Source organism: Chromohalobacter moromii, assembly GCF_023091865.1.
Taxonomy (GTDB): Bacteria; Pseudomonadota; Gammaproteobacteria; order Pseudomonadales; family Halomonadaceae; genus Chromohalobacter; species Chromohalobacter moromii.
Genome location: NZ_JAHXDI010000002.1, coordinates 591492 through 609206 on the forward strand (window position 1 = coordinate 591492; position 17715 = coordinate 609206).

14 protein-coding genes are annotated in these 17715 nt (G+C 59.5%); 10 read left to right on the plus strand and 4 right to left on the minus strand.

The genetic code is table 11. From position 1 onward, the window contains the following. Positions 1-93: 93 nt before the first annotated feature. Positions 94-1620 (minus strand): malate dehydrogenase (quinone), encoded by a 1527-nt coding sequence (mqo, locus tag KZO83_RS09260; RefSeq protein ID WP_247620564.1) that lies wholly within the window; start codon positions 1618-1620, stop codon positions 94-96. Positions 1621-1820: 200 nt separating this feature from the next. Then, positions 1821-2477: a histidinol-phosphatase gene (locus KZO83_RS09265; RefSeq protein ID WP_178999827.1), complete on the minus strand. Its 657-nt coding sequence runs from the start codon at positions 2475-2477 to the stop codon at positions 1821-1823. Between the two features lie 187 nt (positions 2478-2664). On the opposite strand from KZO83_RS09265, the gene KZO83_RS09270 reads away from it, so the two are divergent. Further along, complete coding sequence (locus KZO83_RS09270; RefSeq protein ID WP_040243185.1) at positions 2665-3162, plus strand: RNA pyrophosphohydrolase; 498 nt, start codon at positions 2665-2667, stop codon at positions 3160-3162. Positions 3163-3269: 107 nt separating this feature from the next. Beyond that, entirely contained in the window at positions 3270-5531 is a 2262-nt protein-coding gene (gene ptsP, locus KZO83_RS09275) for a phosphoenolpyruvate--protein phosphotransferase (protein WP_247620565.1), read from the plus strand. Positions 5532-5576: 45 nt separating this feature from the next. Here the strand turns inward: ptsP and KZO83_RS09280 are convergent, their stop codons facing one another. Continuing rightward, a complete protein-coding gene (locus KZO83_RS09280) occupies positions 5577-6359 on the minus strand; it encodes an NRDE family protein (protein WP_247620566.1) in 783 nt (260 codons plus the stop codon). Positions 6360-6509: 150 nt separating this feature from the next. Here KZO83_RS09280 and KZO83_RS09285 point away from each other — a divergent pair, with 150 nt between their 5' ends. The 6 genes from KZO83_RS09285 (at position 6510) to KZO83_RS09310 (ending at position 13330) form a co-directional block, all read left to right on the plus strand. Then, positions 6510-8561 (plus strand): response regulator, encoded by a 2052-nt coding sequence (locus KZO83_RS09285; protein ID WP_247620567.1) that lies wholly within the window; start codon positions 6510-6512, stop codon positions 8559-8561. 85 nt (positions 8562-8646) lie between these two features. Next, on the plus strand, positions 8647-9453 hold the full coding sequence (lgt, locus tag KZO83_RS09290) for a prolipoprotein diacylglyceryl transferase (RefSeq protein ID WP_075368966.1): 807 nt from the start codon (positions 8647-8649) through the stop codon (positions 9451-9453). A 63-nt stretch (positions 9454-9516) separates the two neighbouring features. Then, positions 9517-10311 (plus strand): thymidylate synthase, encoded by a 795-nt coding sequence (locus KZO83_RS09295; RefSeq protein WP_075368967.1) that lies wholly within the window; start codon positions 9517-9519, stop codon positions 10309-10311. Then, positions 10308-10844, plus strand: coding sequence for a dihydrofolate reductase (locus tag KZO83_RS09300; RefSeq protein WP_247620568.1), 537 nt, complete (start codon positions 10308-10310; stop codon positions 10842-10844). The genes KZO83_RS09295 and KZO83_RS09300 overlap by 4 nt, the downstream gene beginning before the upstream one ends. Before the next feature lie 139 nt (positions 10845-10983). Next, positions 10984-11757, plus strand: a complete 774-nt coding sequence (locus tag KZO83_RS09305) for a ProQ/FINO family protein (protein ID WP_247620569.1) — start codon at positions 10984-10986, stop codon at positions 11755-11757. A 475-nt stretch (positions 11758-12232) separates the two neighbouring features. After that, positions 12233-13330 (plus strand): porin, encoded by a 1098-nt coding sequence (locus KZO83_RS09310; RefSeq protein WP_247620570.1) that lies wholly within the window; start codon positions 12233-12235, stop codon positions 13328-13330. 360 nt (positions 13331-13690) lie between these two features. On the opposite strand, the gene KZO83_RS09315 is transcribed toward KZO83_RS09310, so the two are convergent. Next, entirely contained in the window at positions 13691-14206 is a 516-nt protein-coding gene (locus tag KZO83_RS09315) for a peptidase associated/transthyretin-like domain-containing protein (RefSeq protein ID WP_247620571.1), read from the minus strand. A 939-nt stretch (positions 14207-15145) separates the two neighbouring features. On the opposite strand from KZO83_RS09315, the gene KZO83_RS09320 reads away from it, so the two are divergent. Both KZO83_RS09320 and KZO83_RS09325 read left to right on the plus strand, forming a co-directional pair. Continuing rightward, complete coding sequence (locus KZO83_RS09320) at positions 15146-16675, plus strand: sugar ABC transporter ATP-binding protein (RefSeq protein ID WP_247620572.1); 1530 nt, start codon at positions 15146-15148, stop codon at positions 16673-16675. Further along, positions 16656-17672: an ABC transporter permease gene (locus tag KZO83_RS09325; protein WP_247620573.1), complete on the plus strand. Its 1017-nt coding sequence runs from the start codon at positions 16656-16658 to the stop codon at positions 17670-17672. Before KZO83_RS09320 ends, KZO83_RS09325 begins: the two co-directional genes overlap by 20 nt. Positions 17673-17715 lie beyond the last annotated feature (43 nt).

Below are 17715 nucleotides of genomic sequence, written 5' to 3' on the forward strand. Positions count from 1 at the left end.
TGCGCGCTCTAGCCGTGTCATGAAAAGCGCCTCGATCTACCGATCAAGGCGCTTTTCATGCGGGTGGTACATATTTTTAAGTGACCGACGCTTTTATGTGACCGGCTCTGGTGCGGGCTGCGCATCGGCGAGTTTGAGCGTGGTGTGCGTGCGGTGGCGTACTTTGCGTAACAGCTCGCCGTGATCGGCCAATGTGTCGGCGCGCGCGGGGACGAGTTCATGCAAGCGCTGCTGCCAGGCATCGCTGGCAAATTTCTCGGGGAAGCACTGTTCGACGAGATTGATCATGATCGAGGTGGCCGTGGAGGCACCCGGTGAGGCACCGAGCAGCGCCGCGAGCGAACCGTCGCTGGCGGCCACGACCTCGGTGCCGAATTGCAGCACACCGCCTTTTTCCGGATCTTTCTTGATGACCTGGACGCGTTGACCGGCAACCTCGAGGCGCCAATCTTCGCTCTGCGCCGTGGGGTAGAAGGTGCGCAGCTCGTCGACGCGCTGCTCATGGGAGAGCCGTACCTGGTCGAGAAGGTATTTGACCAGGCTGAAGTTATCGCGCGCGACCGAGAGCATCGAGGTCAAGTTGGACGAGCGCACGGACTTGACCAGATCCAACACTGAGCCGGTCTTCAGGAACTTGGTAGTGAAGCCGGCAAAGGGGCCGAACAAGAGCGAGGGCGTGCCGTCCACATTGCGCGTGTCCAGGTGCGGCACCGACATCGGCGGTGCGCCGATGGGGGCTTTGCTGTAGACCTTGGCGTGATGCCGGGAGACGATTTCAGGCTTGTCGCAACGCAGCCACTGACCGCTGACCGGGAAGCCTGCGTAGCCCTTGCCTTCGGGAATGCCGCTTTTCTGCAGTAGATGCAATGAGGCACCGCCGGCGCCCAGGAACACGAAGCGTGCACGCAGGGTGCGCTTGGTGTTGTCGTTGCCTGTGACCTTGAGAGTCCAACTGCCATCGTCGTTGCGGTCTAGATCCTCGACCGTTTGGCCCGTGGTGATGCGTACCTGCTCGTCGGGCTTTTCTTCGAGGCGGTCGAGGAGCTGGCGCGTCAACGCGCCGAAGTCGACATCGGTACCGCCAGCGACGCGTGTCGCGGCCAACGGTTCGTCGCCCTCGCGTCCATCCAGCAACAGCGGCGCCCATTGGCTGATGACGCTGCGCTCCTCGGTGTATTCCATCCCCTCGAAACACGGATGCTCGCGCATGGCATGGTAGCGGTCGCGTAGGAAGCGGACGTCGTCTTCGCCGCGCACGAAGCTCATGTGCGGTACCGGGTGCACGAAACGTGCCGGATCGCCGAGGTTGCCCTTTTCGACCAAGTAGCTCCATAGCTGCTTGGACTCCTCGAACAGGGTATTGGTATGGATGGCCTTGTCGAGCACGATCGAGCCGTCCTCGGCGCGGGGCGTATAGTTGAGTTCGCACAAGCCGGCATGGCCAGTGCCGGCGTTGTTCCAGGCAAACGAGCTTTCGCTGGCAGTGGTGTCGAGACGCTCGATGATCTCGATGCGTGCTTCCGGCTCCAGCTCGTGAAGCAGTGTCGCGAGCGTGGCGCTCATAACGCCTGCACCCACGAGTACGATGTCTACTGACTCATCCATATGCGTGCCAACCATTCACATAGCCCTTGAGAAGGTGCGTCGGTCAGCCGGCGAACGGCATCTCGAACTGCGACCGGCGCGATGGAATTCTGCGTTGCATTATAACGCTTTTGACGCGGAAATACTGCCTTCCCAAGCTCGACATTATGACTAATGACAAAGCCATAAGGGATCCCTTTGGCGTCTTCTATATAGGCTGCAGGATCGAGGTACCCTCAATCACGCAGGCTGATGATGCGCCAGCCACGTTGCTCGGCTGTCTCACGAAGGGCATCGTCGGGATCGACGGCGACGGGATGGTCGACGCGTTCTAGGAGAGGCAGGTCGTTGTGCGAGTCGCTGTAGAACCAGGCGCCGTCGAGGGTGACGTCTTCCTCGGCGAGCCAGGTGTCCAAGCGCGTCACCTTGCCTTCGCGGAAACTCGGGGTGCCCACCACGCGACCTGTGTAGCGGCCGGCATCGATCTCGGGCTCGACGGCGATCAGGTCATCCACGCCCAGGCGTTCGGCGATGGGGCCGGTGATGAAGCGGTTGGTAGCGGTGATGATCAATAGCCGATTGCCTTTGGCGCGATGGCGTGCCAGCAGTTCTTCTCCGCGCGTCAGAATGTGCGGCTCGATCTTGCTGGCCATGAACTGTTGATGCCAGGCGGCTAGTTGTTCCGGTGTGTTCTCGGCTAATGGCTGTAGTGCCAGGGCCAGGTACGCCATGATATCGAGATCGCCGCTCTGGTAATCTTGGTAGAAGCGCTCGTTGGCGTCGCGATAGGTCGTCGCGTCGACGGCGCCTTGCTCGATGAGGAATTCGCCCCAGGCATGGTCGCTGTCGAGGTCCAGTAGGGTATTGTCGAGATCGAAGATCGCCAGGCTCAAGGAGGACTCCTTGCATCGTGCTGGGTGAACAGGAGATTGCGTGCTGGGTGAACAGGAGATTGCGTGCGGCGTAAAAGAAGGTGGATTATCGCAGAGTTACTGAATGTTGCCCACCACAAGGCGTATTGATGCGCTTTCTGGCTTTGTGGAAGAATGGCCTCAACGAATATTCATTAAGGTGATGTCCGTGATCGACGCTGACGGCTTCAGGCCCAACGTTGGCATCATCATTGCCAACCGCAGTGGACAGCTGCTCTGGGCGCGTCGTGTGGGACAAAATGCGTGGCAATTTCCGCAAGGAGGAATCAAGGCGCATGAGACACCGGAACAGGCATTGTATCGGGAGCTCGAGGAAGAGATCGGCTTGACGCCGGAGGATGTCGAGATCCTTGCCTGTACGCGCGGATGGCTGCGCTACCGTCTCCCACGACGCATGGTGAGAACGCATTCGAGGCCGATATGTATCGGTCAGAAACAGAAGTGGTTCCTGCTCAAGATTCGGTGCCGAGATAGCCGGGTTTGCGTGGATTCCACCCCTAAGCCGGAGTTCGATGGCTGGCGGTGGGTGAGTTACTGGTATCCGCTGGGGCAAGTCGTGCCTTTCAAGCGTGAAGTCTATCGTCGCGCCTTGCGGGAACTGGCGCCGCGCGTTCATCGCTTGGCGAACGAAGAGGGGCCATGCTAACCGCAGGCGTGTCTCCTGCCTATGCGTCCCGGCTTGGCGCTACGCGCCACGTTCGCCTCAGATCAACCGTCGCACGCACGTCGTGACGACAACAAGAAGAAACGCCCATGCTAGACGTTCTCCGACGCATCATCCAGGAAGTCAACGGCGCGCGTAGTCTTGAGGCCGCGCTGGCGACCATGGTGCGCCGAATCCGCAAGGCGATGCGCACCGATGTGTGCTCTGTTTATCTGTTCGATGCTGAGCGCGATTGCCTGGTGCTCATGGATACCCTGGGCTTGCGTACTCAGGCGGTGGGGCAGGTCAGCATGCCGCTGGGCGAGGGCCTGGTCGGGCTGGTCGGTCAGCGCGAGGAGCCTCTCAACCTTGAGGACGCACCGTCGCATCCGTATTTTCGCTACTTTGCCGAAACTGGCGAGGAGCGCTTTTCGAGCTTTCTCGGTGTGCCGATCATTCATCAGCGGCGCATGCTCGGGGTGTTGGTCGTGCAGCAACAGGCCATGCGTCGTTTCGACGAAGGCGAGGAAGCGTTCCTGATTACCATGGCGGCGCAGTTGGCCGGTGTGCTGGCGCACGCCATGGCCACTGGTACGCTGACCCGCCCGACCCAAGCCGATGGCCAGGCGATGTTTTCCGGCGTCGCGGCGTCGCCCGGCATGGCGGTGGGGGAATTAGTGGTACTGATGCCACCGGCTGACCTCAACAGCGTGCCGGATCTGATTCCCACCGATATCGAGGCCGAAATCACCCGCCTGCACGAAGCGATCGCTAATGTTCGCCAGGAAATTGGCGTCGCGGCGGCACGCTTGGTCAAGCGTATCTCGGCGCAGGAAGTGGCCCTGTTCGATGCCTACCAGCAAATGCTGGGCGACGCGGCGCTGGGGCAAGAGGTCGAGAAGCGCATTCGCGAAGGTCAGTGGGCGCCCGGTGCTCTAGCCGATGTGGTCAAGCGTCATGTGCAGTACCTGGAGCGTGTCGACGACAATTACTTGCGCGAGCGAGCCGCCGACATTCGCGATCTAGGTCGCCGCGTGCTCGCCCATCTGCAGGAGGACAGCCCGCGCACGCCGGATACGTTCCCCGAGCAGACCATCCTGATCGGCGATGAATTGAGTGCGGCATCGCTGGGCGAGGTGCCACGCGACAAATTGGTGGGGTTGGTGTCGATTCGTGGTTCGAGTACCTCGCATGTCGCCATTCTGGCGCGTGCGATGGGCATTCCCACCGTGTTGGGGATGGTCGATCTACCCCTGCCGAGGCTCAACGGCGCTCGAGCGATTCTCGACGGCCATCGCGGTCGGCTGTTCGTGCGTCCCGATGCCGAGCGTGAGCATCATTACGAGACCTTGATCGCCGAGGAGACGGCCCTTAGTGAGGTCCTCGAGCACGAGCAGGATCGCCCCAGCGAAACCTCCGACGGGTATCACATGCCCTTGATGGTCAACACCGGGCTCGCCGTGGAGGCCGTGGCGTCGCTCAAGTCACGGGTCAGTGGCGTGGGCCTTTATCGCACCGAAGTGCCCTTCATGATGAACGAGCGCTTCCCCAGCGAGCAGGAGCAGACGCGGCTTTACCACGATCAGCTCGAGAGTTTCGCGCCGTTGCCGGTGGTGATGCGCACGCTGGATATCGGTGGCGACAAGGATCTGCCGTACTTTCCCATCGACGAGGCCAACCCCTTTTTGGGGTGGCGTGGAATCCGCGTGACACTCGATCATCCGGAAGTGTTGATGGTGCAGTTGCGCGCCATGCTGCGTGCCTCGGTGGGGCTCGACAATCTTTGCATCCTGTTGCCGATGATCTCGAGCATCGAAGAAGTCGATACCGCGCTCAAGCTCATCGACCGGGCCCAGCGGGAACTGATCGAGGAGGGCGTCAAGCTGGCGCGCCCTCAGGTGGGAGTAATGATCGAGGTGCCGGGAACGCTTTATCAGCTCGATGCGTTGGCCGCCCGTGTCGATTTCTTCTCGGTGGGCAGTAACGATCTCACCCAATACCTGCTGGCGGTAGATCGCAACAATCCTCGTGTGGCGAGCCTCTACGATGCCTGCCATCCAGCCGTGCTGGGCGCCTTATCGCATCTCGCCAGCGAGTCGCGACGCTTGCAGGTGCCAGCCTCGGTATGCGGCGAGCTGGCAGGCGATCCCGCGGGTGCCTTGCTGCTGATGGGGATGGGCTTCGAGGCGCTATCCATGAATGCCCCTAGCTTGTCTCGCGTGCGCGCGGCGATCCGGCGTGTTTCCCTTGCAGACACGCGGACGCTGCTCGACGAAACGCTGGCGTTGCCCACCACCGCGGCGGTGCGGGCGCACCTTCGCCAGCGTATGGGCGAATGGAAGCTGGCACATTTACTGCCCCCCGATGACTGAGTCCTGGTGGCGTGCGCTGCCGCGGGGCCGTTTGATAATGAGTCGTCAGGATTGAGTGGCGTCCGTCAGGGCGAGTGAATATCGGTGACTGTCGTACTCGATGCCGTTCGGGCCGAAGCGTGATTCCTGTAGCTCGATGCCGGTGGGGCGCCATTCCACGAGTGTCGTGGCGCGAGTGCCGTAGCGCTCCCCGCGAATGAAGATCGGTGATAGGAAGCTTTCCATTTCCATGCCCACGCCGGTATCCGGTAGCTCCGATGTCGGCGCCGACCGGGTATCGTGCATCGTCTCCAGCGCGGGCGCCTGCCACGCGGGCTGCGTCAGTGCATGCCCGAAGCCGTCCCGTGCGCGGATGACTTTCGGCCAGGGGGTATCCAGGGTGGCATTGGAAAGGCCATGCACACCGGACGAAACCCGGGCGAGCGTCGTGCCTGCCGGGCCATGGTGAACATGCACGAGCGTGACGCCGTCACAATAGAGCAGATTGAACCAGGCATAGGCCTGCGCCTCGCCCGCTGCGAGGGTCTCGAGCCAGGCGAGCGGTGCTTCGTGCGTCAGTGCCTGGTAAGGCAGAGCGCCACGGCTGGGAGGTGAAGGCGGTGCTGTAGCGTAGGCGTCGCGGACATTGGTCACTGCCGCGAGGCGTCCCGTTTGCGATGCCGCTAACCACGTGCCGCCGGCACGTAGATCACGGCCGCCGACGAGGGTGGGGGCGTCCGGCCATGCGGTCAGCGCTTGTGTCGGGCGGGCGTGAGTTTCATCGCGGTTGGCGGCCAAACGCAGTGGTGTGTCACTGCCTGGGCGCCAGTCGAAGACGATCAAGCACATGTCATATTGCTCCCACAAATGGCTTTCGTAGACGGTGTTATCGTGAAGGCGATGGCGCGAGCGTAGCGCGCCATGCCAAGGCCTGCACGTGCCATGACAGCCGGTAAGCGAGCGCGTACACTCGCTGGATCGTCACGAGCAGGGTAGGGAATGCACAAAGCCGCGACTCCTTCGAGCCCCCACCGTTCGCGCTGGAAAGCGTTACTGTGGCCGTTGTTGCTGGCCGAGATAGGCTTCACTCTCGTATGCCTGGGTGCCGGTGCGTTGATTTGGCAGGCCAGTGATCGTCGGGAATCGGAAAACGCGCTGGCGCGTCTACAGGCCTCGCATAGTGTATACGCGCGCCAGTTGGACGCCCGCTTGACTGCTCAACAGCAGCATCTTGTGATGCTTGCGCGTGGCTCGCGACGCATTCTGCAGTCGGTGGAAGAGCATGCTTCGTCCTCCCCGAGTATGGCTCCGGGACTGCCGGCCGTGCTGTCGCACGACGATACCCAGCGGCGGCTGACGAGGCTGCTCGATGACTATGACGGCATGGATGCCTTGGTTACCCGCCTCTTTGTCTTGCCGGTGGGTATGCGCGATTTCAGCGTCCCCGAACCGTTGGATGGCATCGATGACGATCTCCCTCCCTATCAGCGAGAACGCGTCTCTGAGGATGCGGAACACGTCACCTGGTGGACTGGAGCACAAACGCCATCCGGACGTTTGGTTGCCACCCTCGATGTCGTGTGGAACGAACGTTACCTCGCGCGGGTAGGTATGGAAATCTCCCTACCACGATTGAAGCGTTTGATTCGTGATGAGACGGGCAACACGGGGAAGCACTGGTTGGTCGACGGCGCCGGGAATGCCTTGATGCGCGATGATGTTTCCCGCGTGTTGCCGGACGCCGCGGGGCGTTATGGGATGCAGTGGCTGGAGGAAGGGCGTCGGGCGCTGATCTGGGACACGCTTCCCAGCACCGGTTGGCGGCTGGTGAGTCGCCTTAGCCTACCCGACAACAGTGCCTGGCAGAAGGCATTGCCATGGCTGAGTATCGGCTTGATTCTCGGCAATGTGCTGATCTTCGCAGGCTTCGTGACCGTGCTCTATTGGCGGTTGCAACGCGAGGAAGACGCCTGGCAGGCCGCGCTGGATAGGCTCAAAGGCTGGCTCCCCCGTCCGCAGGGCGATGCGCCGGACATCACCGCCGTCTCGCCCGCTACCTTGAATGCGCTATTGACGCGTCTCGAACCGCAATTGGGCACGCGCGTATTGAACGATGCGTGGGACATGCCGGCGTGGCTCAATACACTGCAACTACCGGCCTTACTGACCAACGGCGACGCCATCGTTACGCTGAATCCCACCTTGGCAAGGTTGCTCGGCGAGCGCCCTGAGGCATTGCGCGACATCCTGTTGGCCGAGTGGTTAAAACCGCGGCTCGTTGACGAACAACGGCGCCGGGTGCGGGTCACCGATGCGGGGGGAGGCGCGCGCGAATATCGCCTCGAATGCTTGGCGGTGCATGGTGACCACTCCGTTTGGGCGTTGATCGATCAGACCGAGGCGGGCGAAACCTTGCACCGCTTGCGCCTCGCCCGGGATCAGGCGCGCGAGGATGCGCGTCTCAAGACGGGGTATCTGTCGCACCTGCGCCAAGAGCTCGAGGCCTCCGTAAAAACACTGACCACGCTCCCCGAGGTCGATGCGCCCCATCATTCGCCGCAGTGGGAGGTGCTGCGGCGACGATTGGAAGACGCCATGCTATTGCTCGACACCTTGACGGAGGAAAAGCCGGCGGCCGATACGTATCCAAGTGATGCGAGCCCCCGGGTGCTGATCGTCGATGATGGCCCCGTCAATACGTTGCTGGCCTGTAGTGTGCTCGAGCGCCAGGGCTGTCATGTCGAGACCGCGACGAACGGTGAGGAGGCGCTGGCGCTGGCCGAGCGTCAGTCGTTCGATCTGGTGTTCATGGACATCTACATGCCGACTCTCGACGGTATGGAAACCAGTCGCCGCTGGCGTCGGTTGGAGCGTCGACTGGCCAGGCGGCATGCCAGCGTGCTGGTGGCGTTGACTGCCAATGTCACGCAATCCAGTCGAGAAGCCTTTTTGCAGGCGGGCATGGATGATTGCTTGGCCAAGCCTTATCGCCCTGGCGATCTAGTCGCGATGGTGCGCCGTTGGGTGGGCAACGAGGCGTCCGAGACGTAGCCGATGCTGTGCGCCGTTGCCGCCCGGCAGCGGCTGTCGTAAGGTGTCGGGCCCACGCCGACCAGAACGTATGCAAGGAGTACGCATGCTCAGTTACCCCGATATCGATCCCATCGCCATTGCCTTGGGTCCTCTCAAGGTGCATTGGTACGGGCTGATGTATGTCATTGGTTTCGTGGGGGCCTGGTGGCTAGGGCGCAAGCGCGCCGCCCGCATCGGTCTCAAGCCCGATGATATTGGGGACTTGCTGTTCTATGGGGCGCTTGGGGTCGTTCTCGGTGGCCGCGTGGGGTATGCGATCTTCTATGGTTTCGAGCGCCTGATGGCCGATCCGTTATGGATCTTTCAAGTTTGGGATGGCGGCATGAGCTTTCACGGCGGCCTGGTCGGTGTCTTGATTGCCGCTGGCTTGTTCGCCCGCAAGCATCGCTTGGCGTTTTTCCAACTGACCGATTTCGTGGCGCCGATGGTGCCGATCGGCCTGGGGGCCGGACGCATCGGCAACTTCATCAATCATGAATTACCCGGGCGTGTGACCGACGTGCCCTGGGCACTGGTGTACCCCGGCCTGGGGCCCGAGGGGCGTCATCCTTCGCCGCTTTATGAGTTCGCGCTGGAAGGCGTGGTGATGTTCGTCGTGCTGTGGTGGGTCTCTAGTCGGCCGCGTCGGCGTGGTATGATATCTGGCCTGTTTTTGTTGCTTTACGCGGTGTTTCGCTTCTCGGTCGAGTTCGTGCGTCAGCCCGACCCACAGCTAGGTTTCATCGCCTTCGGCTGGCTGACGATGGGCCAATTGTTGACCGTCCCCATGGCCTTGGCCGGCATCGCCTTGATTGTCTGGTCGCGCCGGCAGTCGGTCGACGACGCGCGTGAAGCGTCGCCGTCAGCGTGAGCGGCCAGGCGTCCAATTCCGGCGTGGCAATGCCGCGCCTTCATCGTTCAACGTTCGGATGACATGCAGCCTTATCTCGATTTGATGCGCCATGTGCTCGACAATGGCGTGGAAAAAAGCGACCGCACCGGGACCGGGACGCGCAGCGTTTTCGGTCATCAGATGCGCTTCGACTTGGCCGACGGCTTCCCGCTGGTAACCACCAAAAAACTCCATTTGCGCTCCATCATCCATGAGCTGCTGTGGTTCTTGCGTGGTGACACCAACATCGCCTACCTCAAGGAAAACCGGGTCCGTATCTGGGACGAATGGGCCGACGAGAACGGCGACCTGGGGCCGGTTTACGGCTACCAGTGGCGCAGTTGGCCGCGGCCGGATGGCGGGCATGTCGATCAGATCGCCAATGTCGTCGAGCAAATCAAACGTAACCCCGATTCGCGCCGGCTGATCGTCTCCGCCTGGAATCCCGCGCTGGTCGATGACATGGCGTTGCCGCCGTGCCATGCCTTGTTTCAGTTCTATGTCGCCGATGGCCGGCTGTCGTGCCAACTGTACCAGCGCAGCGCCGATATCTTTCTTGGGGTGCCATTCAATATCGCCAGCTACGCGCTACTCACGCACATGATCGCGCAAGCATGTGACTTGGCGCCGGGCGAATTCATTCATACCCTGGGCGATGCACATCTCTACCTCAATCATCTTGACCAGGCGCACCTTCAATTGAGTCGCGCGCCACGTCCGCGCCCGCGCCTGGTGCTCAACCCTGAGATCACGGATGTGTTCGATTTCACCTTCGATGATATTGCCATCGAAGATTATGATCCGCATCCGCATATCAAAGCGGAGGTGGCCGTATGAGCGAGCCCACGAACGCCTGTGTCGATACGGTGGTGCCCATTGCACTGGTGGCAGCGATGTCGCGGGAACGTGTCATCGGCGTCGATAACAAACTGCCGTGGCATCTGCCGGAAGACCTCAAGTTCTTCAAGGCCGTGACCATGAATAAACCGCTGGTCATGGGGCGCAAGACGTTCGAGTCCATCGGCAGGCCGCTTCCCGGACGGCTCAATATCGTTGTCACGCGTGATCGTGGCTATTCCCATGACGGAATCAGCGTTTGTCATGATCTGGCCAGTGCTCTCGAAATGGCCGATAGCCAGGCCATCATCGAGGGCGTCGAGGATATCTGCGTGATCGGCGGTGGCGAAATCTTCACTGCAGCTTTGCCCTGCGCGACGCGACTTTACCTGACCGAGGTCGATGTATCCGTGCAAGGCGACGCCTGGTTTCCCGCGTTCGACACTGAGCATTGGCAGGAAACCCAGCGCGTGCCGGGGCAGGGCGGCGACGGCAAGCCCGACTACGCCTTCGTGCATTACGAACGGCGATGAGGTTGCCAGCGCGGCGAAGCTGGCACAGACTTACCCGGTAGCCCGCATGGGCCGGGCCTGTCTGCCGTATCGGTGTTAAATCACTACGCAGACGCTTCGAGGCCCAGTGTTTGTTCAAGGCAATCAGGGAGTGCACGCCTTGCTGACCGACCAAGCAGACGCCCTGTTCAGGGCATTGGAACATCAAGCCGAGGCCTGTCGGGCCAACCTCGAGGCCGCTCGTGGGCAGGTCTCGGCGCTCGAGTCGGAAAACCGTGCCCTGCGTGAGCGCCTCCTGGCGCTTGCCGAGTTGGAACCCGACGATACCGAGACGCCCGCCACCCAGGCGGAGTTGCCCGACGCCGGTGCGAAAGCAAGAGGGCTAGGGCCCATCGCGTTTCGTGGTCCGCGTCGGTCAGCGGGAGAAGCCACCGAAGATCATGCCTCCTCCGCTTCTGACTCGCCGTCGGAAGATCAAAGCAGAAGCGCTAGCCACGCTGAAAGTGAAGCCCCGCAGGCAAACCTGGCGCTGGGCGCGGAACATGAGCCGCCTTCTCCCCAATCGTTGCTGGCGCAGTGGTATCAGCGCTACCCGGAAACCTTCTTCAAGGGCCATACTCAGCCGCTCAAGACGGGCATTCATCTCGATCTGGTGGCGCGCGAGCCTTGGCCGGAGAAGCTCGTGCGTCGCGCCCTGGCGTGCTACGTGCACTTGCCACGCTACCTCAAGGCGGTGCGCGCCGATGTGGTGCGGGTGGATCTCGACGGCCAGGCGGCAGGCACCGTGAGCGAGGGCGAGGCGCGCCATGCCCGCAAGCAGCTCGATGAACTCACGAAAAAGCAGAAAAAACAGCAGAAGCAGCACCACGAGCGCAAAGAATCCGAGCAGCTAGAGCGCAAGTTGAGTCAGTTGCTCGCCAAGCACGGCCGCTAACATTCGGGTGAAAGTATTGAAAAAGAGGGGCGCAAGCCCCTTTTTTCATGCCATGTTTTTCCGTGTCGGGTGGGGGTTATCTCCGCGTTATGCGACTTTTGTAGTAAAACTTGCCTTTGTGGCGATTTGCCCCTTGCCAGAGAGAGCCTTGAATCGTAAAGATGAGCGCGTCGCTGACGTCATGCCAATGTCATATTGGCGGCGTAAAGTGGATTTCAGGCCTTTCAGGGCTGGCTCGCGGAGGAGATGGTCTTGACCGAATCGTCAGGATGCGCGGAAGGAAAACAGTGTTTTTTTCTTGTTGCGTTCTCCAAAAGACCGGTATATGGTTTCCCTGCGAGCATTGGATAACAACAAGGCTTTACGGACTCGTCGCGGTGTTGCTTAGCAGACCGTTGAATAAACAAGCCGGGCCGAAAGCCGACTGCATTTGCAGACACGATCGAACAGTAAGCTAGTTAAGGAACTTATCGCGATGAAAAAGACACTCTTAGCGACTGCCGTTGCCGGTGCCCTGGGCGCCTCCGCTGGTGTTGCACAAGCCGCCACCATCTACAACCAAGACGGCACTCAGCTCGACTTGTACGGCAACATCCAGATTGCCTACCGCTCCATCGACAATGAAGCCGGTGATGCTGAAGACGACCTGTTCGACAACGGTTCTACCGTCGGCTTCTCCGGTCAACACGTCATCAACCCGGGCCTGACCGGTTACTTCAAGGCCGAGTTCGAGCACGAAGCCGATGAAGAAAAGACCGGCGCCGGCCTCAGTGGCGGCGATCAAGCTTATCTGGGTCTGAAGGGTAACTTCGGTGACGCCCGTGTCGGTTCTTGGGATCCGCTGATCGACGACTGGATCCAGGATCCGATCACCAATAACGAATACTTCGATGTTACCGATTCCACCTCTGATCTGGGTGGTCTGTACGGTGGTAGCACAGTGGATGCTGTCGACACTGACCGTGAAGGTGACAAGATTCAGTACATGTCACCGTCCTTCGGTGGTGTGCAGTTCGCTGTGGGTAGCCAGTACAAGGGCGATGCTGAAGAAGAGTTTAACTCCGATAACGAAACTGCGAATGTTTCCAGCAACGGTTCGAACGCTTCCTTCTTCGGTGGTGTGAAGTATACCGTTGGTGCGTTCTCAATCGCCGGTGTCTATGACGATCTCGATAACTACGATCTTCGTGATGAAACCACTGGTGATGAATATAGCGCCAAAGCTTACGGTGTGAACGCTCAGTACACCATGGACGCACTGCGTGTTTCCGCCAAGGTGGAAAACACCGACGTTGATTATGCCGGTGAAGATGGCGACATCATGCGCTACGCGCTGGGTGCCCGTTACGGCTACGGCTTCGGTGATGTCTACGGTGCTTATCAGCGCGTTGATGCCGACGAAGAAGTCGCTACCGTCGTTGACTCTGGCGGCGACGACAGCTTCAACGAATTCTCGTTGGGCGCTACATACAACCTGTCTCCGGCGATGTACACCTTCGTTGAGTACGCTCAGTATGATCGTACTAACGACGAAGGCGACGGCGTTGCCGTGGGTGCTGTCTACAGCTTCTAAGCTGTCGATGCCCCAGCGATCTTGAAGATCGCACAAAAACGAAGCCGGCTCATTGCGAGCCGGCTTTTTTAATGAGTATCCGTAAGGTTTGATACTTTTTAGTAAGAAATATGTACGGCACTGGCAGAAGGCTACGTCTGGGTTTCCATGGGGGCTTCCAAGGATGACTGCGCCAGAATTCGGGGGGCATCGTCGCGTATTTCTTCACGCCGCGAGCTGGGCTCTAGGACTTTGACACTGGCCAGAAGATGGACGTCATCGAGCGATATAAGACGCTAACTGCGTCACCAGAACAATATGTCTGTCAGGGACCGGGAATGGAGGTGCTGGGGCCGCGGAGAAGCGGCCCCAATGGGGCGCTTAAATCTGCCCCAAGAGCTGCATATCGTCGCGCAAGTTGTCGGGAATGTCCTTGAGAAGGACCAAGTTTAACTCTTGAGAGCCCTCACGCTGGGCGACACTCTCTCCCAAGTTACCATTGATCTCGTCGGGGCTAAGCGTATACATGGCACCTGTCAGCGGATCCACGATCAACCAGCCAATGAGGCCGCCGAAGACTAGGTTGCCCCCGATATACCAGCCGTTGGGTGAGCTGGAAATAGAAATAGCTCGTGACTCATAGCCATCTTTACTGAGAGTGACATTATAGTCTTTGCCTCCGAAATAGGAGCCATCCGCTTTTTTGAGCGTGACGGTGGTCGGCGTTTGACCTTGAAAGACTGCCTGGTTGGTCTCATCCGTGATCACGAGGTCTGCCTGAGATGGCGTACTGTTGATCGTGATTTGCTGATCCTTGTCACCGACGATACTGGCGCAGCCAGACAGCGACACCATTCCCGCTGCGCATATTGCGAGCGCAGTCATTTTTAGATTCATGAGATTCCCTTGCGTAATTCGAATTTTAATTAGCCTTAGGAGGCGCCGAAATATTACGCAATTACGATCATATTAGCAATCCGAATAAATGGTGCTTTGAAAGCCTGAATTCAGCCTACGGATTGAACTGGCGGGTTCGTCCGGCACCGAGAGCGTGGCGACACTCTCTGTCACGGCAGCCGCGGTCAGTATGCGGAAGGGGACGCCTAACGGACCTATCATTACGGCTACTACGGTGAAAGTGGCTGACCGGCAATGTGTAGCCCTGCACAGGTTGAGCCTCTTTGGCGCTCAGGCCATGTCATGTCGAGCTGGCCATGATCGCGTGGTGGGGTCCCTGAGGGAATCGCCGACCTTGGATCGTGGTTGATCAGACGACGCTCTCACGTTTTTGATCTTGCCCTCCAGGAAAACACATAGATCGGAAAACGAATGGGCATGAGTGTCCAGCGTATACAACTCAATTTTTTGTATCTGACTACAAAAATCGCCTACTGTTCCCTGAATATAATCGACTGAAATCTTTGCACAGATGATGAAAGCCGCACGTGATTTGAGCTGCATCAGTGTTTTGGGTTGTTTTTATTCCTGTGCCTGGCTCTATGCCTTTGTGCGCTTAAAAAAATAAATGGCTTTTATCTGGGACCTAAGTTGCATGGCTAGGGGTTTAGTTTGTCGTCTAAATTAAAAGCGTGCTCGCCCTTACAACGACAAGACTTTTTGGTGACGCCATGCTTTGGAAACTGCCTTGTTCACGATTTTTCTGGGTGGTCTTGCTTGCCGCCCTGCCGTTACCGGCGCTCTCTTGGGCCGTGTTACGAGGTGTCTCAAGGTGTGCCTGACGCCTGAGTATGTGGCGCCGAGCGCACTGCTCCTCGCTGCCGACGACAACGACCAATTGACCAGCCAGGGATTTCCCTTCGATGGGGGGTGGTACGGATGATGAGCGCGCCCCCGATTCGTCTTCAAGGGCATCGAATTTCCCGATCTTTTGGTGGCAATCAGGTGTTGTTCGACGTCGACCTGACGCTTCATGCCGGTGAGGTACATGCTCTTCTTGGCGAAAATGGAGCCGGTAAGTCGACGCTGGTGCGTATTCTGTCGGGATATTTGCCTCCGTCATCTGGCGAGATAAAAGTGTCGGGCGAACCCCGCCGCTTTCGCTCGAGTGGCGAGGCCGAGGCGGATGGCGTGGTGATGATTCACCAGGAATTGGCGCTTGCCGAGCAACTGACCGTCGAGGAAAACATGTTCTTAGGCCGCGAGCTTCGCCGAGGGCTGTTCCTGGATCGCCGGGCCATGCGTGCACGGTGTCGTGAGGCACTCGTCGAACTCGAGACCGAGATCGACCCAGCAACGCGGGTCAAAGACCTGAGTACATCCGACCAGCAGATGGTGGAGATCGCCAAGGCCGTCACGCGAGATGTGCGGGTCCTGATCATGGATGAGCCGACTGCGTCGCTGACCGAGCGTGAGGTGCAGATTCTGTTTTCCCTGGTCTCGCGATTGCGAAAGAAGGGGGTGGCGATCCTGTATATCTCCCACAAGCTTCGCGAAATCGAGCAGATCGCCGACCGGGTCACGGTGCTGCGCGACGGACATTTGATCGACACGGGGCTTGCCGAGGGCCGCAGCAAGGAAGACCTGGCCAGGCTGATGGTCGGGCGCGAAATCAACGAGATGTACCCAGCCCGCAGCAGCGTTGCATCAGATGCTCCGATAGTGCTTGAAGCGCGCAATATCGAGGTGCCAGGTGCCGTGCGCTTGGCCAGTTTTACCTTGCGCAGGGGCGAGGTCCTGGGGTTCGGCGGTGTGGTCGGCGCGGGACGAACGGCCCTGTGCGAGGCGATCCTAGGGTTGCGTCAGCGTCGTTCGGGAGAGGTGCTACGCAACGGCAAGTCCGTCTCCTTCAGGCACTTGCGCGACGCGGTACGTTACCGTATCGCCTACTTGACCGAAGACCGCAAGGGCAAGGGGCTGGTCCTCAACATGGGACTGCGACCCAACCTGACGCTGCTCAACCTGCGCGCCTACTGTCATCCTCTGATCAGCCGTCAGCGCGAGGCACAAGCCTATGCCGAGGCGGCGAAGCGCTTCGATATCCGGCTGCGTACCGATGTAAGCACCGCTGGTGAGCTCTCCGGTGGTAACCAGCAGAAATTGTTGCTGGCTAAAGTCATGTCTATCGATCCCGAGATAGTGATCATCAACGAGCCCACCCGAGGCATAGATGTGGGGACAAAACAGGAAATCTATCGCTTCATACGCGACCTGACCGAGTCGGGGTGTTCGGTCATTCTCATTTCTTCCGAAATGTCCGAACTCATCGGACTCTCACATCGTGTGGCAGTGATGTGCGCCGGGGTGCTGACCGGTGTGCTCGAGGGTGACGAAGTCAATGAACAGGAAATCATGCAGTACGCATCCGGGATCAAGGGGGTAGGGGTGAATGAGCATCGTCGTGCCTGACAATAATAAACCCATGAAGCGCAATGGCTTTCGTTTTGATATCAAGACCTGGGGGCCTTTCATCGCCCTGATAGCACTGGCCATTCTCGGTGTGCTCATCAACTCCGCTTTTCTGGGGGCCGACAATCTCTCGAACATGCTTACCCGCAGCGCGTTCATCGGCATCATCGCGGTAGGCGCGACGTTCGTGATCACGGCAGGGGGATTGGACCTGTCCGTGGGGTCAATGGCGGCCTTCATCGCTGGGGTGATGATCATCCTCATGAATGGTTTAGTCGAGCAGTTCGGCGTCGGAATAACGACTGTGCTGTTCGGCATCGGGGCATCGCTTATCCTGGGAATGGGGGCAGGCTTCATCAACGGTGTCGTGACCACCAAGGGCAAGATCGAAGCCTTCATCGTCACGCTCGGCACTATGGGCATTTATCGTTCGCTGGTGACCTACCTGGCCGATGGCGGCACCCTGACGCTGGACTGGAACGTTCGCGACGTCTATCGCCCGGTCTACTACGAGAGCCTTCTGGGTATCCCGATCCCGGTCTGGGTTTTCCTGCTGGTCGCCCTGGTCGGCTACGTCCTGCTCAACTACACCCGCTTCGGCCGCTACTGCTTTGCCATTGGCTCCAACGAAAAGGTCGCCGAGTACAGCGCAATCCACGTCGACCGGGTCAAGACGCTGACCTACGTATTGCAGGGCGTCTGCGTTTCACTGGCCACCATCATTTATGTGCCGCGCCTGGGCTCGGCCTCAGCGGCTACCGGTGTACTTTGGGAGCTCGAAGCGATTGCCGCGGTGATCATCGGCGGCACCGTACTCAAGGGCGGTCATGGGCGCATCTGGGGCACCGTGGTCGGGGCGATCATGCTGACCATGATAGGCAACATCCTCAATCTCACGGATGCCATCTCCAACTACCTCAACGGCACCGTGCAGGGAATCATCATCATCGTTGCGGTGTATCTGCAGCGCGCATCATGGAAAAAGAACAACGTCTGAACGCCATCACCGAAGCCAGAAAGCAGAAAGCGCCAACAAGATA